Source organism: Pseudomonas sp. OV546 (assembly GCF_900116845.1).
Taxonomy (GTDB): domain Bacteria; phylum Pseudomonadota; class Gammaproteobacteria; order Pseudomonadales; family Pseudomonadaceae; genus Aquipseudomonas; species Aquipseudomonas petroselini.
Map to the genome: position 1 here is coordinate 256,638 of NZ_FPCE01000009.1, position 21,663 is coordinate 278,300.

A 21,663-nucleotide genomic window follows, 5' to 3' on the forward strand; every position below is an offset into this window, starting at 1 on the left:
GGTCTCGCTGGCCGGTGACTAAACGTTGAAAACGCTCAAACAAAGAAAGCCCCGAACCGTTTAAGGCCACTGGTACAGACCTGTTAGAAATGACAGTTGCAAAATATTAAGCCGCGCCTTTTACTACCACCCATTCAGCCTTCGCGTTAAACGACAAAGAGCCGGGATTAGTTTGTGGAGCAATCCCAGACACCATTAATTTTTCACGTACTATTTAATGCACGCCTTACAAAACCAAAAAAGAGCCCATCATGAAAATCACAATTCTGTTGTTATTAGTTGGACTTTCATTCGCTCAGTGGGCTTTTCCTGCGAGAACGTACGCCCAGCCTTTAAAGGGTTACGATGGGTGTGCAGGCTATAACGCCACCTATGCTCCACGCTTAAGCTTTTTAAATTTAAACAGCATTAATTTCCAATCACGAAACACCGTAAAATACTGTTCAGACTTCACTACTAAAGGCAACGGCGAAATCAAATTTTATATATATTAAACTCAAAATTCCCAGGGTAGACCTTCTCCCTTAATCAGAAACCGTGTTTATCCGACATTCGTTACGCAGCAAATGCTGCAGCAGATAATATCGGGTAGTGTTATCACTTTCCGCGATAGGTAAGGTTGCGAAAAATTACTCCTTCACGACTCATTCTCTGGAGCAAACGTATGAGAACGCGGGGAAAGTCCTGCATTTGCAGCCAAGCCACGGTACCGCGCTTTATGTTCCAGTACGGGATTGCAACAGTTTAAGTGTAGACAAACAATCGAATCGTTCTTCCTCGTATGCAGATACTATACGAACCTTGGGCTCCGTAGAGGTTTGTCGGCGACCATTGATAAACCCATATGCTGAGGCACCGGCAACACCTTCGAATGAAAAAGGCAGCACATGTAAGTAACGCTCATTGGCGCTGTCATGGTTTTACCGGGCAAATTTTTCGGTCATTTTTTAATATTAACTCCACAGTGAATTCCGACATCTGTCATGCGCGACTAACGGGTCGCGCGTGTCCGCTATCAATTGTGCCTTTGGTTGACAGCATCCAGCGAATTTTTAGCCCCGTGGTCCATTTGGTCACGGTTTTTTTGTTTGGAACGTCCTAAAATGCTGTAGGTTATTTCCGTAAGACAAACCAGAAGTCCTCAGCAAGTAATTTCCTAATACCGCACTGAGCCTTTCGAACAGAGTGAAATGTTTTCTATCGAAGCGGCCACCTCTCCGATTGGAGACGCACAGATACATAGAATTACAAAGTGCACATTTGCGTAAGAATGACAACATAGCCTTTAATCAAGGTGCGCCGATTAGCTCAGGAGTCGACGAACGTATCTTCAAACTTAAACTTCAGGTCTTTTGAGCTTACAAAAAACAGGTATCTAAATAAAATGGGGATCTCAAACATACTAAAAAATAAGAACGATAAATTATACTACTCCTTATCAATACTCATGAATCTTGATGTTCAAAGGAGTTTGTTTGTACTTTACCTGCTGCAGCTTGGTATCACACAAGGAGAGATAGGTATTCTTCAATCTTTTCTATTCTTTTCTTCAGTAGCGTTAGAGATCCCGTCTGGTTTACTCGCCGATCGATACGGCCGCAAATTTTCTCTTATCATTAGCTTTTTAGGATTATTTACAAGCGGCATTGGGTTTTTATTATTTTCCTCTTTCACTCCTTTCGCAATTATATTTTGCTTATTCGGCGCCAGTATCGCTATGGGCTCCGGGTCAGACAGAGCACTATTGTATGACAACTTACTAGCTGAACGTCGAGCGGAAGACTACCCTAAAATAATATCGCGGGCGCGTGCCATTGGCGCGATTTCATTAGGTTTATCTATGCTTCTTGGTGGCGTATTGCAAGATACTTTTGACTGGAATAGCGTATATATATTTTTTGCGCTATCCAAGCTTATCGGAGCTTTTGCTGTAACACTCATCCCAGAAATAAAACTCCCGCACACGTCACTTAACCCGATCAAACAATCAGGTATAAACCATAAAAAAACAGAGGGGATTTTTACTCTACTCATTAATTTTTTCCGTTCTAAAAAAGGTGCCTTCCTTATACCTTTATTTATTGGATATTCTTTATTTGAGCTTTCAACAATTCCTTTGTTCATCTATGGCCAGCCATTTTTCTCCCTGCAGGGTTTAGACGTGCCTATGATCGCTGGTATTTATGCTACGGTTGAAGCTATATCAGCATTAATGTTCATGGTTGCTGGTTACGTTTGTTCCAGGCTCTCTCTCGGTACAATTGCTCTCACTACGACCTGCGCCGTCACCTTTCTTCTTTTTGTTTTATCTTTAAATATCGGAGTAATCACTTCAATTGCAACCTTTCTTCTAATAATGTCGCTCCCTGCCATATATGAAACCGCATATGAAACCTATATTCACGACAATATTGAGTCACGTATCCGAGCGTCTTGTCTCTCAGTTGCAAATCTAGTTAACTCAGTCATCATCGGTATCTCCTACACTGTTTTCGGAGGACTATTAGATAGGTATGGCTTCTCGCTGACTTTGATCATAGTTGCAGCCACCTGTTTTGTTGGCTTGTTTGGTGTTAGCACAACATTGCTCTTAGGTGGCAAAAAAGACGATTTAACAAGACAAGAAGCCTGAATATGGATTTTGGAAATCCATCCGCAGCTTGGCGGTCTTGGTCGAATTGGACATCAAATTTGCCGTGTTCGACCTTGTGATGTTTTTTTGAACCGCGACCGCATGAAGGGAGTAGAGCCTTATCCGCGTGCTAATGCTCTATGTAGCATCATTCAATATCAAACTCCGATAATGCCCAGGATTAGACCCACTCCACTTACGAAACGCCTTATAAAACGAGCTCGTATCAGCAAACCCCAACCGCTCCGCAATCTCGGCAAAACTGATCTGCGGCTCCGCCAGCCACACAATCGCCAGCTCTTTGCGCACACTGTCCTTGAGCCCCTGATACGTCTGCCCTTCTTCCGCCAGACGGCGGCGCAGGGTGGAGGCGGAGATGCACAGGCTGGCGGCGAGGCCTTCGGTTTCCGGCCAGGTGTCGGGGGGCAGTTGGCGCAGGTCGTGCTTGATGCGGGTGGCGAGGCTGTCGGGGTCGCGGTATTTGACCAGGATGTTGGCGGGCGCGTGGGCCAGGAAGCGTTTTAGTTCTTCAGCGGTGCGCTTGATCGGCAGGTCCAGGCAGTCGGCGGAGAAGATCATGCGGGTACGCGGCCGATCGAAACGCAGGTTGTCGGAGAACATGATCTGGTAGTCGTCGCAGAAATCCGGTTTCGGACAACGCAGTTCAATCGCCAGGATCGGAATCCGCCGTCCCGCGAGCCAACAGGCGACGCCGTGCACGATCATCCAGTAGGTAAAGTAAGTGAAGGCCCGGTTGGGTTCAGACTCGGGTTCGAGCAACACAATCTCCGCCAGACTTTGTTGGCGCACCAATTCAGCGGGCAGGCGTTCGAGCATCAACGACAGAAACCCCAGGCCGGTTTCCAGGCCAGTGGCCAAGGTCGGCTGCGCCATCGCCGCATGGCAGAGGAACGCCAAGCTGCCGGACTTGAGCTTGCGTGGGTCCATGCCGAAAAACTCATCATCCAGGCGCCGTGCCAGCAGGCGCCACAGGCGTGCATAGGTCGTGGCCGAGACCCGCGCGCTGGGCTCGGCCAACCGTTGCGATTCGATCCCGGCTTTAAGCAGCACTTCGGCAGTGGCCGCCCCAGGGGCGCAGCTTTGCAACAAGGCTTCGCGCACGAGGTGGAGGGAGATGGTGTCTTTTTCCGACATTGGCGCGGTCCGTGCCCTGGGTGGCGTGAAATGCCGCCATCTTAGGCAGTCACGCGACAAAAGAGTAGGCGCCGCGCAACCGGTCTCGGGTATTCTGCGCCGGGATTTTTACTGACAGGAAGTTGCACTGATGAGTTGTTGGGAAGTACTTGGGCTACCGCATGACGCTGACACTCGCACAATCAAGCGTCAGTACGCCGTCTTGCTCAAGCAGCATCGTCCGGATGAGGACCCCAGCGGCTTCCAGCGCTTGCGCGAGGCGTATGAGCATGCCCTCGAGTGGAGCCGTTTCGAGGCGCCCGCTGACACACCGCAGCCGGTGCCCGTCGACAGCGTGCAACCTGCCCCGGCCGAACCGGACACGCGTGTCGAACAGGCCCGAGCCTTGGTGGCGCAGGCCACTCCCAGTGATCTGCGTCACCTCTATCAGCAAGCCAGGGAGAGTGAGTGCGCCGACGCCTTTGAGGCCCTGCTGTTGCAGCGCTGCCTGACGTCGACAGACCCCGCCATCAGCGAGTGGGCCGTCACCCACCTGCATTGGCTAACCCCCTGGTTACGCGAAGCCCCCGCGCGCTTGCCCGCATACCGCCTTGATGCGCTGCTGGAACGGATGTTTGCGCACGTCGAACAGCGCTTGGTCGGGCTACTCGATCAACAACAGGTCGAAGCCTTCAAAGCCGCATTGAGCGAACTGAACCACACTGAATGGCTCACGCCGCTGCCTCGCCACGCGCGGATCAACGACCTGCTGGCCCGTACCCTACTGGCGAGCCGATGCTGGTCCGAGGACCTGTTCGACACCTTGTGCGCCCAGCAAGCCTGGTCCGATAAGGACTTGGAAAACCCCTGCCCCGAGCCTGAATGGTCGCAGCTCCAGGCGCGCAATGCGCTGGAGCGTTTCAAGGCACATACACTCGCGCAGGCCAGCCTGGACTCGCGCGATGCGGAGTGTCGCGCAGCCAAATTGCTGTTTGGCGACATGCCACTGGCGCAACGGCAACGTTTCGCCCGGCGCTTTGGCGAGTCCGACTGGAACGCCTGCCGTACGCTCAGCGAAACCATCCTCAGCCAGTACCCGTCACTCTGCGCCCTGATGCCCGGCGGCGATCCGTATTTCTGGCGCGACAGGGAACGTATCACCCGTCCATGGCCGATGTTCGTAGCCTTACTGGGCATGGCCGCTGGCTGGACGATCCACGACCAACAGGTGACCGACCATACCCTGATGGAAACCCTCGGAATGGCGCCAACCTGGGCCTTTCTGATTGCCATTCCGGCGTTGTTGATCCTGGCGATCTGGCGTCCCGCCACCGATGGCTACGGTGAAATCGACGACGGACTCTCGCCGCTGTCGCGCTGGCTGAGCTTTCGCCGACCCTCGCCCTTGTTCATCCGCGAGATTTTGCCGTGCTGGCTGTTGGGTGCGTTGATCTGGATCATCCTTGGCCTTTACGCCTTTATCGGCTACGTGGCGACGCTGCAGGGCCTGGGTCTCGCACAGCGGTTGTTCGGCAGGCGTGGCTGACACGCCCTCAACAGCTGTTCAGCCAGGGTTCAGCAAATGTCAAGATTGCCTGCTTAGTAATGAGTATCATTATGTTACAAATTAGCATCCTATCTAATTCTGATGCGGTGCCGAATGCTCGTTCCTTTTCTCATCATGCTGCGCGAAGGCATTGAAGCCGCATTGATTGTTGGCATTATCGCCAGTTACCTGCAGCAGACCGGCCGGGGCCAGTGGATGCCCGCCGTGTGGATCGGCGTGTTTCTCGCCGCTGCGCTGGCCCTCCTGGTCGGTGGCGGCCTGGAGCTGGTCAGCGCCGAATTCCCGCAAAAGCAGCAGGAGCTGTTCGAAGGCATCGTCGGCCTGGTCGCCGTGGGCATCCTCAGTTCCATGGTGTTCTGGATGCGCAAAGTGGCGCGCTCCATCAAGCACTCGCTGCACGAATCCCTTGATCACGCGCTGGCCGGCTCCAAGCATCAAGTCACCGCCCTGATTCTCATGGTGTTTTTCGCCGTGGCCCGTGAAGGCCTGGAAACCGTGTTCTTCCTGCTGGCGGTGTTCCAGCAGAGCGAAGGCCCAGGCGCACCGATTGGCGCCCTACTCGGCCTGATCCTGGCGATCATCGTGGGTTTCCTGATCTACACCGGCAGCATGCGCCTGAACCTCGGTGCGTTTTTCCGCTGGACCGGCCTGTTTATCCTGGTGGTGGCCGCCGGCATCCTCGCCAATTCAGTGCAAGCGCTGCACGAAGCCGGCGTGTGGAATCACCTGCAGACCGTGCTGTTCGACTTCAGCGCCGCGCTGCCAATGGACAGCCCGCTGGGCTCGGTACTTGCCGGCATGTTCGGCTATCAGGAAGCCCCCACCATCAGCACCCTCGGCGCCTACCTGATTTACCTGGTGGTGGCCCTGGTGATGTTCTTCCTGCCCGCCGCGCCGTCCAAGCCTGCCACCGCGCCCTCTTCCGTTTCCAGCCAGTAAGGACCGTCCCTTGTCCAACCCAACTCCTCAACCGGCTTCGCCACCCCGCGCCCTGCGCTGGGCCGTGGCGGGCTCGGTGGTCGTGATGATCGCCGCCGGTGGCCTGTTCTATTACGCCTCACAGTTGGCGGCCAGCAAGCGCCAGACCAACCACAATGAAATTGCCGTGACCATTCATGGCCACGCCTGTGAGCCGAATGAACTGACGGTACCGGCCGGCCGCGCCAGCTTCCGCATCATCAACCGCTCCGACCGTGCGGTGGAATGGGAAATCCTCGACGGCGTGCTGGTGGTCGAAGAACGGGAAAACATCGCCCCCGGCCTCAGCCAGGTGATCAATGCCAACCTGTTGCCCGGCGACTATGCAATCACCTGCGGCCTGCTGAGCAATCCACGTGGCACCTTGCACGTGACGCCCACCGCCGAATCCGACGCACAGGCCAAGGCCAAGCCGTCGATGGTGGCGTTTATTGGCCCGCTGTCGGAGTTCCGCGTGTACTTGAGCAGCCAGGGCAGCGCGCTGATCAAGGCGGTGACCGCCTTGCAGCAAGCCATCGACAGCGGCGACCTCGCCCAGGCTCAAGCGCTCTATGTTCCCGCCCGTGAGGCCTACCAGCGACTGGCCCCGGCGTCTCAACGCCTGGCGGAGCTGGACAATGCGATCAACGCCCGCGCCGACTACTTTGAAAAACGCGAACAGGACCCGGCCTTCAGTGGCTTCCACCGCGTGGAGTACAGCCTGTTCCAGCAACGCAGCCTCGACGGCCTGGCGCCGATTGCGCAGCGCCTGGTAACCGACGTCACCACCCTCAAGCAACAATTGCTGGCCCAGTCGCTGCCGCCGGAGCAACTGGTGAGCATCGTGGTACGCAACCTCAACAGCCTGGCCGATGTACGTGCCATCAGCGGTGAAGAGGAGCGCTACAGCCACGTCGACCTGAATGGCTTCGCCGCCAACCTGGAGGCCGCCCACAAGGTCGTCGAGTTGATGCGACCGCTGCTGAGTAAATCTGCCGCCGACCTGTTGCCCAAGGTCGACAGCGCCCTCGCCGCCTTCGATGCCGAACTCCAGGGCTTCAAGGTCGACAAGGGCTATGCCACCTACGACAGCATTACCGCCGATCAGCGCAAGCAGATCGCCGACAAGGCCAAGGCTCTGGCCGTTGCACTCGATGGAATCGACCCCGCCCTTGGCCTTTCCGGCCTGCAGTGAAGACGACCGCATACATGAGCGATTCAGCACAGTTTGACCCCCAACGCCGGCGTGTCCTCCTGGGCATGGCGGCCACCGGCGCCGCCATAGCCGGCAGCAGCCTGACCTGCCCAGCCATGGCCGCCGCCGCCGAGCAAGTCACCACCGCGCCACGCAGTGATAAAACCCAGGACCACCACGACTTTTTCGGCACGCACCAAACCGGCATCGTCACCCCACGCCCGGCCTGCGGCATGCTCGTGGCGTTCGACGTACTGGCCAGTGATCGTGAAGACCTGGAGCGCCTGTTCCGCACCTTGAACGAACGCATCGCCTTCCTGATGACCGGCGGCACCGTGCCGCAAGTCGACCCGAAGCTGCCGCCCACCGACTCTGGGATCCTCGGCCCGGTGGTCACACCGGACAACCTGACCATCACCGTGTCCGTCGGCGAATCACTGTTCGATGAGCGCTTCGGCCTCGCGGCGGTCAAGCCCAAGCGCTTGAGCCGCATGGTCGGTTTCCCCAACGATGCGCTCGAACCGGCGCAGTGCCACGGCGACCTGAGCCTGCAATTCAGCTCTAACACCACGGACACCAATATCCACGCCCTGCGCGACATCGTGAAGAACCTGCCGGACCTGCTGCTGGTGCGCTGGAAACAGGAAGGCAGCGTACCGCCCCAGGCGCCTGCCAAACCTGGTGAGCCGGCCCAGAGCGCACGCAACTTCCTCGGTTTCCGTGACGGTTCGGCCAACCCGAACTCCAACGATGACAAGGCGATGAACCAGATTGTATGGGTGCAGCCTGGCAGCGACGAACCGGCCTGGGCGGCCAACGGCAGCTATCAGGCCGTGCGCATCATCCGCAATTTCGTCGAGCGCTGGGACCGTACCCCGCTGCAAGAGCAGGAAAGCATCATCGGCCGCATCAAGCCCACCGGCGCGCCTATGGACGGCGACAAAGAAAGCCAGGTGCCCGACTACAGCAAGGACCCGGAAGGCAAGTTGACCAAGCTCGATGCCCACATCCGCCTGGCCAACCCGCGCACCCCGCAGACTCAGGCCAACCTGATCCTGCGCCGGCCGTTCAACTACTCCAATGGCGTCAACAAAAACGGTCAGCTGGACATGGGGCTGTTGTTCATCTGCTACCAGGCTGACCTGGAGAAAGGCTTTATCAGCGTGCAAACCCGGCTCAACGGCGAGCCCCTGGAGGAATACCTCAAGCCGGTCGGCGGCGGGTATTTCTTCACCTTACCGGGGGTCACGGGACCGAAGGATTTCCTCGGGCGCACGCTGCTGGCTGCAACGCACCCTCACACCACTGCCCCTACCTAAAACAAACCCCAGAGCGGAAACCCTCCCATGAAAAAGTCGTTTATCGCGTTGTCGTTATTGCTGACCCTTTCGCCGCTGGCAGCCTTCGCCGCTACCGCGCCGCTGGATTTGGTAGGGCCGGTGTCGGACTACAAAATCTACGTCACCGAAGAAATCGGTGAACTGGTCACCCAGACCCAAGCGTTCACCGACGCCATCAACAAAGGCGACCTGGCCACCGCCAAGAAACTCTACGCGCCGACCCGTGTGCACTATGAGTCCATCGAGCCAATCGCCGAGTTGTTCAGCGACCTCGATGCATCCATCGACTCCCGCGTCGACGACCACGAAAAAGGCGTGACCGCCGAAGACTTCACCGGCTTCCACCGCATCGAATACGCGCTGTTCTCACAGAACACCACCAAAGGCCTGGAAACCCTCACCGCCAAGCTCAACACCGACGTCAACGACCTCAAGACCCGCGTCGACGGCCTGACCTTCCCACCGGAGAAAGTCGTGGGCGGCGCCGCAGCACTGTTGGAAGAAGTCGCCGCCACCAAGATCTCCGGCGAAGAAGACCGCTACAGCCACACCGACCTGTATGACTTCCAGGGCAACATCGACGGCGCGAAGAAAATCGTCGACCTGTTCCGTGGGCAGATCGAGAAACAAGACAAGGCCTTCCTGGCCAAGGTCGACAAAAACTTCGCCAGCGTGGACAAGATCCTGGCCAAGTACAAGACCAAGGACGGCGGCTTCGAGACCTACGACAAGGTCAAGGAAAACGACCGCAAGGCCCTGGTGGGACCGGTCAATACCCTGGCAGAAGACCTGTCCACCTTGCGTGGCAAGCTGGGCTTGAACTAAACGCCGCACAAAAAAAGACCCAGCCCTGTTGAAGGGGCTGGGTCTTTTTTTTGCCTGCCGGTTTACAGGATCCGGTACAGCAACCGCTCGATGCGCACGCGGCTGACCCGACGCAGGAACTTGCCGACCGCTTCGGGATAGTCCGGCAGCGTTTGCAAATCCTGATAACGCTCGATGCGCGTGGTGTGCTGGAAAATCTGCGCCAGCTCGGTGCGCCGCGGCGCCAGCCACTGGCCTTGGGGGTCATCGATCAACAAGGCGTTTTCCAAGTCGAGACGGAACGCGCGCGGGTTGAGGTTGTTACCGGTGAGCAAGGTGTAGCGCTGGTCGACCCACATCCCCTTGAGGTGGTAGGTGTTGTCGCCGTCGCGCCACAGGTGCAGGTTCAGTTGGCCACTGTCGATCATCGGCTGATGGCGTTTGGCGAAGCGGCGCAGGCTGATTTCGTACAGGTACGGCAGCGCGGCAATGACCTTGAATGGCTCGCTCGGCGGGATGTAGAAGTCGTTGGCGGTCTTGTCGCCGACGACGATGTCGATCTTCACTCCACGCGCCAGGGCACGGTTGATCTCGCGGGTCACCGGCAGCGGCAGGTTGAAGTACGGCGTGCAGATGGTCAGTTGCTGCTGGGCGCTGGCGATCAGTTCGAGGATCACCCGGTTCAGCGGGTTGTTCTTGCCCACCCCGAGCAACGGGCTGACCGACAGGTGACCATTGGGCAACTGCCCCGTCGTGGTGTCATAGGTCGCGTGTTTCAGGCGGCTGCGCAAGTCGCCAATATCATTGCGCAAGCTGCGCGTGGTGGGTGGGTTGGGCAGGTCCAGGCGATTAACCGCCTTGGAGGCGATCAGCCCGTGTTCCACCAGGTGTTGCATCGAGTCCGCCAGGGGCTTGCTGTGGATCAGGTGGTAGCGGTCGAAACGGTACTTGTCGAACTTGTGCAAGTACACGTTGTTCAGGCTCGCCCCGCTGTACAGCACGCTGTCGTCGATCACGAAGCCCTTGAGGTGCAGCACGCCGAACAGCTCGCGGGTTTGCACCGGCACGCCATACACCGGCACGTCGCTGCTGTGGCTTTGGGTCATGGCCTGGTACCAGGCGCTGTTGCCCGGCTGTTTACCGGCACCGATCAAGCCACGCTGGGCGCGCAGCCAGTCGACCACCACCACGATCTCCAACTCCGGCCGCGCAGCCTTGGCCGCGTGCAGGGCATCGTAGATCTCCTGCCCCGCTTCGTCCTGCTGCAGATACAGCGCGACGATGTAGATACGCCGCGTGGCCTGGGCGATTTTTTCCAGCAGGCAACGGCGGTACGCGTCGGCGCCGGACAGCACCTCAAGGGCATCGGGAGTGAGGGGGAAACCGCGCAGTTTGGGCAACAGGGAGCGTTTGAAGAACGACGGCATAAGGCTCGCAATGGGTCGAATCCGAAGAGTCCCCGAGCTTACACCATGGGGGTGCTCAGGTCTTGCTGCGCGGCATGTAAAAATTTATTGACCAAGAAGAACGATCGTTCTACTGTTTGCAACATGAACGATATGACCGGTAATGAAACCCGCGACATCATCCTCGACGTGGCCGAAAAGTTGATCTATCGCCATGGCATCGCCGCCACGGGCATGGACTTCCTGGTGAAAACCGCCGGCGTCTCGAGAAAAAGCGTTTACCGCTACTTCGCCAACAAAGACGAATTGGTGATTGCCGCCCTGCAACGTCGTGACGAGCGCTGGATGCAGTGGCTGCGCGACGAAGTGGAACGCAGCGAAGGCACGGGTGAACGGCTGCTCGCGGTGTTCAGCGCGCTCAAGGCCTGGTTCGACACAGCGGATTTCCGCGGCTGTGCGTTTATCAACACCAGCGGCGAAACCGGCAACCCGCACGACCCGGTGCGCCTGCTGGCCAAGGCCCACAAACAGAAACTGTTCGAGTACGCACTTGAACTCTGTCAAGCACATGGCACCCCCGACCCGGCACAGCAGGCCGCGCAACTGCTGATCCTGATCGATGGCGCCATCACCGTTGCCCTGGTGATGGGTGATTCAACAGCTGCCGATAATGCGCAATGCATGGCGCGAACGTTATTGGGACTGTGAACGCACAGGTCAGCGCAACTTTCGACTGAAACCTTATTGTCTTGAGGAAAATGCCCATGTCATCCGCCGCAGAAACACGCCCGCCGCTGCCGCCGTTCACGCGCGAGTCGGCTATCGAAAAAGTCCGTCTGGCCGAAGACGGCTGGAATTCCCGCGACCCGCACCGCGTATCCCTGGCCTACACCCTCGACACCCACTGGCGTAACCGCGCCGAATTTGCCTACAACCGCGAAGACGCCAAGGGCTTCCTGACCCGCAAATGGGCCAAGGAGCTGGATTATCGGTTGATCAAAGAGCTGTGGGCGTTTACCGACAACCGCATCGCGGTGCGTTATGCCTATGAATGGCACGACGATTCCGGCAACTGGTTCCGTTCCTATGGCAACGAGAACTGGGAGTTCGACGAAAACGGCCTGATGGCTAATCGTTTTGCCTGCATCAACGACCTGCCGATCAAGGAAAGCGAACGCAAGTTCCACTGGCCGCTGGGGCGGCGCCCGGATGATCATCCGGGGCTTTCTGATCTGGGGCTTTAAGACCTGGCAAATGTGTGAGGGGGCGGTGCGACGATTCGACTTGCCCCCTCACACGCGGCTACGGCACTTCAGTCCTGATTCAGCCCTACCCGATACAGCACCCCATCATCCGCATCCGTCAGCACATACAAGAACCCATCCGGCCCCTGCCGCACATCGCGGATCCGCGCTTTCAAGCCTCCCAGCAAGCGCTCTTCGTGAATCACCTTGTCGCCATCAAACTGCAAGCGGATCAACTCCTGGTCGACCAGCGCACCGATAAACACGTTGTGCTGCCAGGGCTTGAAGCGATCCGCATCATAAAACGCCATACCGCTGATACCCGGTGATTTTTCCCAGACGTGATGCGGCGGCACTGTGCCTTCCAGCGTCTTGCCCTTGGCTTCGGGAATCGGTGTCAGCGAATAATTGATGCCGTGGGTTGCCAGCGGCCAACCGTAGTTCTTGCCCCGCTCGATGATGTTGATCTCATCACCGCCACGCGGGCCGTGTTCGTTTTCCCAGATCGTGCCACTCCAGGGGTTCAACGCCAGCCCCTGAGGGTTGCGCTGGCCGTAGGACCAGATCTCCGGGCGCACGCCTTCTTGACCGACAAAGGGGTTGTCGTCCGGCACGCGGCCGTCCGGATAGATGCGCACGACCTTGCCTTGCAATTTGTCCAGGTCCTGGGCGGTCGGGCGATCGTTGTTTTCCCCCAGCGTCACGAACAGGTAGCCATCACGGTCAAAGGCCAGGCGTGAACCGAAGTGATTGCCGGTGGACAGCTTCGGCTCCTGGCGCAGGATGACGGTGAAGTCGGTCAAGCCACTGAGATCAGCCGCCAGGCGACCACGGCCCACCGCAGTGCCGGCCGTACCGCCCTTGCCGCCGCCTTCGGCGTAGGACAGGTAGACCATGCGGTCCTGCTTGAAGTCGGGCGACAGCACCACGTCCAACAGGCCGCCCTGCCCTTTGGCCCACACTTCAGGCACGCCTTTCAGCGGCGCGGAGAGCTTGCCGTCCGGGCTGACAAAACGCAGGTGGCCAGGACGTTCGGTAACCAGGAAGCCTTGCTTGTCCGGCAGAAAGGCCACGGCCCACGGGTGATCCAAGCCTTTGGCGATAGGGGTGGCGGTAATGCTGCCTTGTTCGCTGGGAAACTGCTGGGCGTCGGCGGCGAAAACCGTGGTCAACGGCAGCAACGTGGTTGCACAAAGGGCGGCTAGAAGGGTTTTGCGTAGAAACATAAGGCTGAATCCTTACCGGCGATTGCCGTTGGCATCATAGGTGGGGGCTTTGGTTTCGGTGGTCGGACGGCTGGGGGCGGCATCGCGTTGCGGGTAACGGTTGCCGATACCGCCGTTCTCCAGGGTCGGCGTGCGCGTGGTCGGCCCGGTTTGGATACCGCGAATGGCCGGCGCATTGGGCTGAGTGCCCTGCATGCTATTGGGGTTGGCCCGGTGGATCGGGCCGTTGTTGGCGTTGTTGTTGCCGGGCAGGTTTTGCGCATGCGCCAAAGGCGCAAGGGCCAAGCCCACCAGCAGCGCTGCAACGTGACGCATACCGCTATTCATGACCAAACCTCTCAGGGCGAGGATTACCTGCTTTCGATAACACGCTACGCCTAGGGTTCGGCTTTCGACACTAAATAGTTTCTCATCAGGTGTAACACGATCTGTCCGCGCATCTGTCGGTGGAAACTTTTCGTACAGCGTCCGAGTCACCAGAACACAGCCTCTACTTAAGGAATCGCACCTATGCCACGGGCAATCTGGAAAGGCGCCATCAGCTTTGGCCTGGTGCATATCCCGGTCTCGCTGGTCTCGGCCACGTCATCACAGGGCGTGGACTTTGACTGGCTCGACAAGCGCAGCATGGACCCGGTGGGCTACAAGCGCATCAACAAGACCACCGGTAAAGAGGTGACGAAAGAGAACATCGTCAAAGGCGTTGCGTTCGAAAAAGGCCGCTATGTGGTGCTCAGCGAAGAGGAAATCCGCTCGGCCCACCCCAAGTCGACCCAGACCATCGAAATCATCGCGTTTGTCGCCAGTGACCAGATCCCGTTGCAGAACATCGACACCCCCTACTTCCTCGCGCCGGATAAACGGGGCGGCAAGGTCTACGCGCTGCTAAGGGAAACCCTTAAAAAAACCGGCAAAGTTGCGCTGGCCAATGTGGTGCTGCACACCAAGCAGCATCTGGCGGCCTTGATGCCACTGGAATCGGCGCTGGTGTTGGTGATGCTGCGCTGGCCCGCCGAAGTCCGCAGCCTGGACGACCTGGAACTGGACAGCGACGTGACCAAACCCAGCCTAGCCAAGGGCGAACTGGACATGGCCAAGCGCCTGGTAGAAGACATGAGCGCCGACTGGCAGCCGGATGACTACCGTGACAGTTTCCAGGAAAAAATCATGGCGCTGGTGGCCAAGAAGGCCAAGGCCGGCAAGATCGAAGACGTGGAAACCAGCCAGGACAGCGAAGCGCGCAAGTCCGCCGACGTGATCGACCTGACGGAACTGCTCAAGCGCAGCCTGGCCGGCAAGCCCGCCAAGAAGCTGGCGGCGAAGAAATCCACCAAGGCCTCATGACCCATGCCAAAGCCCCTCAGCGAGTACAACCGTAAGCGAGACTTCGGCGTTACCGGCGAACCGGCAGGCCGTGCACCTGCCGGCAAACGCAACGCGTCGGCGCTGTCTTTTGTGATCCAGAAACATGACGCGCGCAACCTGCACTATGACTTTCGCCTGGAACTCGACGGCGTGCTGCTCAGTTGGGCGGTGCCCAAGGGCCCGAGCCTGGACCCGAGCCAAAAGCGCCTGGCCGTCCACGTGGAAGATCACCCCCTCAGCTATGGCAGCTTCGAAGGCAGTATTCCCGCCGGCCAATACGGCGCCGGCGACGTCATTGTGTGGGACCGCGGCATCTGGCAGCCCCATGATGACCCGCGTAAGGCCTACGCCGCCGGCAAGCTCACATTTACCCTGGTCGGCGAGAAACTCTCCGGCGACTGGGCGCTGGTGCGCACCCGCCTGAAGGGCAGCGGCGACAAGGAACAATGGCTGTTGATCAAGGAAAAGGACGCGCAGGCGCGCCCGGCAGACGACTACGACATCGTTCAGGCTCAACCGGACAGCGTGGTCAGCGACGCCTCGGCAGGTAAATCCAACGTTAAATTCAACGTTAAATCCAACGCCAAGCCCAGCACCAAAGCCACGCGACAACAAGCAGCGGCAACCGCCCTCCCCGAACAATTCAACCCACAATTGGCCACGCTGGTCGACCGCGCCCCCGAAGGCGACTGGCAGTACGAAATCAAGTTCGACGGTTACCGCATGCTCACGCGCATTCGCGACGGCGAGGTACGCCTGTTCACCCGCAACGGCCATGACTGGACCGAACGCCTGCCGCGCCAGGTCAAGGCCCTGCAGACCCTCAAGCTCAAGGACAGCTGGCTCGACGGCGAGGTGGTCAGCCTGAACGGCGACGGCCTGCCGGACTTCCAGGCGCTGCAAAACGCCTTCGATATCGGCCGCAGCCTGGACATTGTCTACTACCTGTTCGATGCGCCGTTCTTCAACGGCCAGGATCAACGCCAGGCGCCTGTCGAGGCACGCCGCGCCGCGCTCAAGGACGCGCTGGCCGCAAGCAGAAGCAAGTTGCTGCGGTTCTCCGAAGCCTTCACCGCCCACCCTCGCGATATCTTCGAAAGTGCCTGTGACCTCGCCCTGGAAGGCGTAATCGGTAAGCGCCTGGGCAGCCCCTATGTGTCGAGTCGCAGTGCCGATTGGATCAAGCTCAAATGCCGCCTGCGCCAGGAATTCGTGATCGTCGGCTACACCCGGCCACAGGGTTCACGCAGTGGTTTCGGCGCGCTGTTGCTGGCGGTGAATGACGATGCCGGGCTGGTGTATGCCGGGCGTGTGGGCACAGGCTTTGATCACGCGGCACTGAAAGCGATTTACGCGCAACTCAAGCCCCTGGAATGCAAGGCATCGCCGCTGGAAAAGCCGCTGAGCAGCGCCCAGGCCCGTGGCGTGCACTGGGTGGAGCCGACGTTGGTTGGCGAGGTGCAATTCGCCGAATGGACCCGGGAAGGTGTGGTCCGCCAGGCGGCATTCGTGGGGCTGCGCAGCGACAAACCGGCCGCCGAGATCATTCACGAGCTACCACGAACGGCCAACGCCATGAAACCCGCGAAAAAAACCAGCGCTGCGGTAACGATCACCCACCCCGACCGGGTGATCGACCCGCAAAGCGGCACCCGGAAGCAGCAACTGGCACAGTTCTACGACAGCATCAGCCAGTGGATCCTGCCCTTCCTGCGCCACCGCCCTGTTTCATTGCTGCGAGCGCCTGAAGGCATCGAAGGCGAGCCATTCTTCCAGAAACATTCAGAGCGCCTAGCCATTCCCAACATCAAGCACCTGGATCAGGCACTCGACCCAGGGCATGCGCGCCTGATGGAAATCGACAGCACCCGCGCGTTGATCGGTGCCGTACAAATGGGTGCCGTAGAATTTCACACCTGGGGCGCCACCTCAGACAAGATCGAAACCCCCGACCTGTTTGTGCTCGATCTCGACCCGGACCCGGCGCTGCCCTGGAAAGCCATGCTGGAAGCGGCGCAACTGACCCTGTCGGTGCTGGATGAACTGGGGCTGCAAGCGTTCGTCAAGACCAGCGGAGGCAAGGGACTGCACCTGGTCGTGCCACTGGCGCGCCGCGACGGTTGGGACACCGTCAAGGCGTTCGCCAAGGCCATCGCCCAGTTCATGACCGAGCAACTGCCCGAGCGTTTTACCGCGACGTCAGGGCCCAAAAACCGCGTCGGCAAGATCTTTATCGACTACCTGCGCAACGCGCGAGGCGCCAGCACCGTGGCGGCCTACTCCGTGCGGGCACGCCCAGGCCTGCCGGTGTCGGTGCCGATCAGCCGTGAGGAGTTGAAGGGTTTACGCAGTGCGCAGCAATGGACTGTCGCCAATGTGCAGCAGCGGTTGAACGGCTTGAAGGCTGATCCCTGGGCCGGGTACGCCAACCGACAGAAACTCAGCAAGAAGATGTGGGACAAATTGGGCGCCCGTCCGCCGGTGTGAATGGCGCCCAACGTGACGATCAGATCAGTAGGAAGATCGCTGCCAAACCAGCGAAGATCGCCCACTTTTCCAGGTAATAACGGGTACGGTTGCGCTTTTTCAGCTCTTTACCACGCAGACGGATCTTGTACAGCCGCGTGAACGCGCGGTTGAGCCCACCGGTCTTGTCACCGTCATCATTGGGCGAACCCGCAGCGGCCATGACGGTACGGCTGAACCAGCGATTGAAAGCCGCCGCCCAGCGGTACTTCATCGGACGCTCAATGTCGCAGAACAGGATGATGCGGTTCTGCTGTGTGGTGTTTTCCGCGTAGTGGATATAAGTCTCGTCGAACATCACCGGCTCGCCATCACGCCAGGAGTAGCTTTCGCCATCCACGTTGATGTAGCAACCTGGGTCATTCGGCGTATCCAGGCCCAAGTGATAGCGATACGAGCCGGCATACGGATCACGGTGGCGTACCAATTTTGAGCCCGGCGGCAGCTCGGCAAACATCGCGGCCTTGATCGAGCCGATGCTCTGGACCAACGCCGTGGTGCGCGGGCACAGCTTCATCGCCGACGGATGGCTGTCGCCATACCATTTCAGGTAAAAGCGTTTCCAACCCGACTTGAAGAACGAATTGAAGCCGACGTCGTTGTATTGGTCCGAACGCTTGATTTCCCCGGCGCGCATCAGGTTCTGGCCTTCCTGGCGGATTTCTTCCCAGTGTTCCTGGAGCGGGCTCAGGTCGGGAAAATCGCTGGGCGACAGGTAGGGCCGGCTGGGCAGCTTGGAGAAGAGATAGAGAAAACAGTTGATCGGGGCGAGAAAGGTCGAATGATCACTGAGCTGGCGGCCCAGCTTGTGTCGCACCCGGCCACGCAGGTGGACATACGCAATCGAGGCAACGTAAAGAACAACAATGATGAGCTTCAAGGGATTTCGTCACACGTCAGAAGAGAACAGGCTGCTCCTGCGTGCCCACGACGGCCGAGGATGGATAGCAGCACCTGAAATCACAATTCACACAATCGGCACCACCGTCTGAGAGATCGGTGCGTTGCCATTGGCAGTTATTTAGCCACAGTTTGTAACCAAAAGTTAACTAAGAATTGTGAAAAGCTGTCTTCTGAATGTGTTGAGCGAGCGTGTCGGGAGACACCAACCAATGACTATACGTCGCGAGGCTTCAAGTGATAAAAAGCCAGGCCTAATCGTCAGAGACGACGATTTCCCCCTCAGCAAAAAGGAATTTGTATGTCATCCATTTCCGACCCAGACCTTCAAGCCCTCCAAGGTGCCTGGGAGCAAACTTCACTCGAAGACAGTGGCGTGCTTAATCCCGTCGACGCGCACAGCGCCCCCGGCGCAATCACCACGATTAGCGGCGACCGCTTCGAAGTGAAAACCGTCAGTGGCGAGGTGTTGCTGGCTGGCCGGTTTTTCCTGGACAGCAGCACCGTTCCCAAGGGCATTACCTGGGTCGACTCCATAGGGGATGACGCCGGCAAACACTTGCCTGCCAGTTATCGCCTCGAAGGGGATGAGTTTGTGTTCATTGCAGCCGATGAAAGTATGCCCAGGCCAATCGTATTCAGTACTGGCCCAGGTCAAACCATGCGCACGTTCGTGCGGCGCTCCTGAACGACGCCTTACGAACCTGTGACAGTATTTTCACAGGGCCTTCACTTTCGGGTCTATAGGGTGAAGCCTACCTACTCCAGTGAATCTCCAGTGAATCCCTTAGCCCGCGTCTTTTCGTGGGCTTTTTTTTGCCTGTGGAATGACGCCTCAATCAGCACGCTTGATGGCCGTCAAGGTAAAGCACATCGGCAATTGCGCAGGCTGGTCTTCGTACTGGTCGTAAAGCTCTTCGCGGTTGGAATGGGCATATTCCTCCAGGTGGCTGATCTGCAAGCCCGCGCAGATCGCGGCGTTTACCAGGTCGCCCAAGGTATGCACATACCAATAAGAGGTGGGCCCGGCGTCGCCCTGGCCTTCATAAACAATTGACTCCTGCAGCACAAAGGGCTCGCGCTGGAAGTAGGAGCTGGCCGGCAGGAATGGGTTTTGCGCGCGAGGATCGAACACCTCCAGGAACGGATGGGTTTCGTACATCACCAGCGTGCCGCCGGGTTTCAGGGTGCTGGCAACGTGGTGCATGAACAGCGCCACGTCCGGCATCCAGCCCAGCACACCGATGGTCACCAAGGCGATATCGAAACGCTCGTGCAACGCGTGCGGCAGCTGATGAATATCACTTTCCACGAACTCAGGGTTGTGCGGCGAGACACCCGCCAGTTCACGGGCCTGCTGCAGAAACGCCGGCGATTGGTCCACGCCCACGACCGAGCGCGCGCCCAGGCTGAACAACGAGAGGCTCTCGCGACCATTGTTACAACACAGTTGCACCACGTCTTTGCCGGCCACGCCTACGTCTTGCAGCACGCCGGTGATGGTCGGGTCCAGACATGAAAAACCAGGCTTGCCGACACCGCTGAGCAGCGCGTTCCAAGTGTCGGTGGTTTTGTGCAGGCTGGCAGATTGGTCCCAGGCGTCCTTGTTGCAGGCGACCGCCTGTTGAGGTGAGGGCATGTCCATTGCGTCTCCAGATAATCCATTGAGTGGGGCTCTGAAAATAAGCCAAGTGCCTGCGGATTAAAACCCCGAGAAACGGGCGAAACTTAACGCCACGCCTGTAGGTCATTTACGCTGTGAGTGTTCAACCCCTGAACGCCGCCTCAGAAGTTCTTGCCGTGGCCAAACATTCCGACCTGCGTAATACCCTGTCCCTGGACAGCCTGAACTTCTTCCTGGCGGATGTGCGCGACGGACTCGGTCCCTACCTCGCCATCTACTTGCTGGCCGTGCACAAATGGGACCCGGCCAGTATCGGCGTGGTCATGACCCTGGCGGGTATCGCCGCGCTGCTCACCCAGGGGCCGGCGGGTGCGTTGATCGACCGTACCCGCAGCAAGCGCGCGGTCATTGCGCTGGCCGCCATTGTGGTCACCGCCAGTTGCCTGCTGCTGCCCTTTGTCAGTTCTTTCAGCCTGGTCGCCCTTACCCAGGCTGCCAGCGCCGTTGCCGCGTCCGTGTTTGCCCCAGCGATCAGCGCGATCTCCCTGGGCATCACCGGCCCCCGCGCGTTCACCCGCCGCACAGGGCGCAATGAAACCTTCAACCACGCCGGCAATGCCGTGGCCGCGTTGTTAGCCGGCGGCCTGGCCTACCTGTTCGGGCCGGTGGTGGTGTTCTACCTGATGGCCTTTATGGCGGTGGCCAGTATCGTCGCGATCAGTTGCGTGTCGGCCGAGGCGATCGACCACGACGTCGCCCGAGGCTTCGACCCGGCGCATCACACCGATCATGAGCAACCGTCCGGCATGAAGGTATTGCTGGCGAACCGCCCGCTGTTGTTGTTCGCCATCTGCTGCGCGCTGTTCCATCTGGCCAATGCGGCGATGCTGCCGCTGGTCAGCCAAAAGCTGGCGCAGATCAACCTGCACATGGCCACCCCGCTGACGTCGGCGTGCATCGTCGCCGCGCAACTCGTGATGGTGCCGATGGCATGGCTGGTTGGGTTGAAGGCCGACATCTGGGGTCGTAAGCCGTTGCTGATGGCCGGTTTCATGATCCTGCCGCTGCGCGGCGTGCTCTACACCCTGTCCAGCGACCCTTACTGGCTGGTGGCCGTGCAAATGCTCGACGGCATCGGCGCAGGCATCTTCGGCGCGTTGTTCCCGGTAATCGTCAAGGACCTGACCCAGGGCACCGGCCGGTTCAACGTCAGCCTGGGCGCCCTCTCTACCGTCTTTGGCCTGGGCGCGGCGCTGAGCAGCAGCCTGGCAGGTTTTGTGGTGCAAGAGGCCGGCTACAACGCGGCATTCCTGACCCTGGCCGGCGTAGCAGCGCTGGCCTTGGCGCTGTTATGGCTGGCGATGCCGGAGACGTTGGAGAAACCTTCCTTCGCTCGACATACAACTGTCGCCTGACATATGCGACAATGCGCGCCAAATTCCAACACACATCCCAAATTTTCTGCTCAGCGACCGGGTTTCGCGCCTTGATGTCGCTGTTGACGCATGCCTGAAGGCTCCTGCCGTCACGCTCGCAACCCATTGATAGGTAAAGTAATTGATCTCCACAGCTAACATCACCATGCGGTATGAAACGCATTCTTGTGATTACTGCTGATCAGTGTTTACTGGGCCAAGTCGTCATGAGTAATCAGCAATAAAGCACCGAAACGCACCCGTTGGTCCCAAGACTGGTCCCAACGGGCTAATTTCAGCCCATGCCGAAACTGCATAACCCTCCCAC

At 58.6% G+C, this 21,663-nt stretch carries 18 protein-coding genes; 12 read left to right on the forward strand and 6 right to left on the reverse strand.

Going from position 1 to position 21,663, the window contains the following annotated elements; all coding sequences use genetic code 11:
* Positions 1-1,447 precede the first annotated feature (1,447 nt).
* The gene (locus BM403_RS21265; RefSeq protein WP_256577194.1) at positions 1,448-2,632 is read left to right on the forward strand and encodes an MFS transporter; all 1,185 of its coding nucleotides are present in this window, start codon (positions 1,448-1,450) and stop codon (positions 2,630-2,632) included.
* A gap of 138 nt (positions 2,633-2,770) precedes the next feature.
* Here the strand turns inward: BM403_RS21265 and BM403_RS21270 are convergent, their stop codons facing one another.
* Positions 2,771-3,787 carry an AraC family transcriptional regulator gene (locus tag BM403_RS21270; RefSeq protein ID WP_093544617.1) on the reverse strand — a complete coding sequence of 339 codons (1,017 nt, stop codon included), beginning with the start codon at positions 3,785-3,787 and terminating at the stop codon, positions 2,771-2,773.
* Between the two features lie 130 nt (positions 3,788-3,917).
* On the opposite strand from BM403_RS21270, the gene BM403_RS21275 reads away from it, so the two are divergent.
* The 5 genes from BM403_RS21275 to efeO (BM403_RS21295) all read left to right on the forward strand — a co-directional run bounded on the left by BM403_RS21275 (position 3,918) and on the right by efeO (BM403_RS21295) (position 9,650).
* Positions 3,918-5,312, forward strand: coding sequence for a J domain-containing protein (locus tag BM403_RS21275; protein WP_093544620.1), 1,395 nt, complete (start codon positions 3,918-3,920; stop codon positions 5,310-5,312).
* A gap of 114 nt (positions 5,313-5,426) precedes the next feature.
* Positions 5,427-6,272: an iron uptake transporter permease EfeU gene (gene efeU, locus BM403_RS21280; protein WP_046034221.1), complete on the forward strand. Its 846-nt coding sequence runs from the start codon at positions 5,427-5,429 to the stop codon at positions 6,270-6,272.
* A gap of 10 nt (positions 6,273-6,282) precedes the next feature.
* Positions 6,283-7,485 carry an iron uptake system protein EfeO gene (efeO, locus tag BM403_RS21285; protein ID WP_093544622.1) on the forward strand — a complete coding sequence of 401 codons (1,203 nt, stop codon included), beginning with the start codon at positions 6,283-6,285 and terminating at the stop codon, positions 7,483-7,485.
* A 14-nt stretch (positions 7,486-7,499) separates the two neighbouring features.
* Entirely contained in the window at positions 7,500-8,804 is a 1,305-nt protein-coding gene (gene efeB / locus BM403_RS21290; RefSeq protein ID WP_093544680.1) for an iron uptake transporter deferrochelatase/peroxidase subunit, read from the forward strand.
* 27 nt (positions 8,805-8,831) lie between these two features.
* A complete protein-coding gene (gene efeO / locus BM403_RS21295; protein ID WP_093544625.1) occupies positions 8,832-9,650 on the forward strand; it encodes an iron uptake system protein EfeO in 819 nt (272 codons plus the stop codon).
* 62 nt (positions 9,651-9,712) lie between these two features.
* Here the strand turns inward: efeO (BM403_RS21295) and pssA are convergent, their stop codons facing one another.
* Complete coding sequence (gene pssA, locus BM403_RS21300; RefSeq protein WP_046034224.1) at positions 9,713-11,056, reverse strand: CDP-diacylglycerol--serine O-phosphatidyltransferase; 1,344 nt, start codon at positions 11,054-11,056, stop codon at positions 9,713-9,715.
* Between the two features lie 123 nt (positions 11,057-11,179).
* On the opposite strand from pssA, the gene BM403_RS21305 reads away from it, so the two are divergent.
* On the forward strand, positions 11,180-11,743 hold the full coding sequence (locus BM403_RS21305; protein WP_012724097.1) for a TetR/AcrR family transcriptional regulator: 564 nt from the start codon (positions 11,180-11,182) through the stop codon (positions 11,741-11,743).
* Positions 11,744-11,799: 56 nt separating this feature from the next.
* Positions 11,800-12,279: a nuclear transport factor 2 family protein gene (locus tag BM403_RS21310; protein ID WP_012724096.1), complete on the forward strand. Its 480-nt coding sequence runs from the start codon at positions 11,800-11,802 to the stop codon at positions 12,277-12,279.
* A 68-nt stretch (positions 12,280-12,347) separates the two neighbouring features.
* Here the strand turns inward: BM403_RS21310 and BM403_RS21315 are convergent, their stop codons facing one another.
* The gene (locus BM403_RS21315; protein ID WP_093544628.1) at positions 12,348-13,505 is read right to left on the reverse strand and encodes a PQQ-dependent sugar dehydrogenase; all 1,158 of its coding nucleotides are present in this window, start codon (positions 13,503-13,505) and stop codon (positions 12,348-12,350) included.
* 12 nt (positions 13,506-13,517) lie between these two features.
* On the reverse strand, positions 13,518-13,832 hold the full coding sequence (locus BM403_RS21320) for a hypothetical protein (RefSeq protein WP_046034227.1): 315 nt from the start codon (positions 13,830-13,832) through the stop codon (positions 13,518-13,520).
* A 183-nt stretch (positions 13,833-14,015) separates the two neighbouring features.
* Between BM403_RS21320 and BM403_RS21325 the strand changes: the two genes are divergently transcribed.
* Together BM403_RS21325 and ligD are read left to right on the forward strand one after the other, a co-directional pair.
* Positions 14,016-14,849, forward strand: a complete 834-nt coding sequence (locus BM403_RS21325; RefSeq protein ID WP_093544631.1) for a non-homologous end joining protein Ku — start codon at positions 14,016-14,018, stop codon at positions 14,847-14,849.
* Positions 14,850-14,852: 3 nt separating this feature from the next.
* A complete protein-coding gene (gene ligD, locus BM403_RS21330) occupies positions 14,853-17,357 on the forward strand; it encodes a DNA ligase D (protein WP_093544634.1) in 2,505 nt (834 codons plus the stop codon).
* 19 nt (positions 17,358-17,376) lie between these two features.
* Here the strand turns inward: ligD and lpxO are convergent, their stop codons facing one another.
* Complete coding sequence (gene lpxO, locus BM403_RS21335) at positions 17,377-18,276, reverse strand: lipid A hydroxylase LpxO (RefSeq protein ID WP_046034230.1); 900 nt, start codon at positions 18,274-18,276, stop codon at positions 17,377-17,379.
* 321 nt (positions 18,277-18,597) lie between these two features.
* Between lpxO and BM403_RS21340 the strand changes: the two genes are divergently transcribed.
* Positions 18,598-18,984 carry a TIGR03067 domain-containing protein gene (locus tag BM403_RS21340; RefSeq protein WP_046034231.1) on the forward strand — a complete coding sequence of 129 codons (387 nt, stop codon included), beginning with the start codon at positions 18,598-18,600 and terminating at the stop codon, positions 18,982-18,984.
* Between the two features lie 147 nt (positions 18,985-19,131).
* Here BM403_RS21340 and BM403_RS21345 read toward each other — a convergent pair whose 3' ends face one another.
* The gene (locus tag BM403_RS21345) at positions 19,132-19,941 is read right to left on the reverse strand and encodes a class I SAM-dependent methyltransferase (protein WP_093544637.1); all 810 of its coding nucleotides are present in this window, start codon (positions 19,939-19,941) and stop codon (positions 19,132-19,134) included.
* Positions 19,942-20,096: 155 nt separating this feature from the next.
* Between BM403_RS21345 and BM403_RS21350 the strand changes: the two genes are divergently transcribed.
* A complete protein-coding gene (locus BM403_RS21350) occupies positions 20,097-21,335 on the forward strand; it encodes an MFS transporter (protein WP_012724087.1) in 1,239 nt (412 codons plus the stop codon).
* Positions 21,336-21,663: the final 328 nt, after the last annotated feature.

Coding starts and splice junctions, on each gene's coding strand:
- BM403_RS21265 (WP_256577194.1), top strand. CDS start 1,448: ATGAATCTTGATGTTCAAAGGAGTTTGTTTGTACTTTACCTGCTGCAG.
- BM403_RS21270 (WP_093544617.1), bottom strand. CDS start 3,787: ATGTCGGAAAAAGACACCATCTCCCTCCACCTCGTGCGCGAAGCCTTG.
- BM403_RS21275 (WP_093544620.1), top strand. CDS start 3,918: ATGAGTTGTTGGGAAGTACTTGGGCTACCGCATGACGCTGACACTCGC.
- efeU (WP_046034221.1), top strand. CDS start 5,427: ATGCTCGTTCCTTTTCTCATCATGCTGCGCGAAGGCATTGAAGCCGCA.
- efeB (WP_093544680.1), top strand. CDS start 7,500: ATGAGCGATTCAGCACAGTTTGACCCCCAACGCCGGCGTGTCCTCCTG.
- efeO (WP_093544625.1), top strand. CDS start 8,832: ATGAAAAAGTCGTTTATCGCGTTGTCGTTATTGCTGACCCTTTCGCCG.
- pssA (WP_046034224.1), bottom strand. CDS start 11,056: ATGCCGTCGTTCTTCAAACGCTCCCTGTTGCCCAAACTGCGCGGTTTC.
- BM403_RS21305 (WP_012724097.1), top strand. CDS start 11,180: ATGAACGATATGACCGGTAATGAAACCCGCGACATCATCCTCGACGTG.
- BM403_RS21310 (WP_012724096.1), top strand. CDS start 11,800: ATGTCATCCGCCGCAGAAACACGCCCGCCGCTGCCGCCGTTCACGCGC.
- BM403_RS21315 (WP_093544628.1), bottom strand. CDS start 13,505: ATGTTTCTACGCAAAACCCTTCTAGCCGCCCTTTGTGCAACCACGTTG.
- BM403_RS21320 (WP_046034227.1), bottom strand. CDS start 13,832: ATGAATAGCGGTATGCGTCACGTTGCAGCGCTGCTGGTGGGCTTGGCC.
- BM403_RS21325 (WP_093544631.1), top strand. CDS start 14,016: ATGCCACGGGCAATCTGGAAAGGCGCCATCAGCTTTGGCCTGGTGCAT.
- ligD (WP_093544634.1), top strand. CDS start 14,853: ATGCCAAAGCCCCTCAGCGAGTACAACCGTAAGCGAGACTTCGGCGTT.
- BM403_RS21340 (WP_046034231.1), top strand. CDS start 18,598: ATGTCATCCATTTCCGACCCAGACCTTCAAGCCCTCCAAGGTGCCTGG.
- BM403_RS21345 (WP_093544637.1), bottom strand. CDS start 19,941: ATGGACATGCCCTCACCTCAACAGGCGGTCGCCTGCAACAAGGACGCC.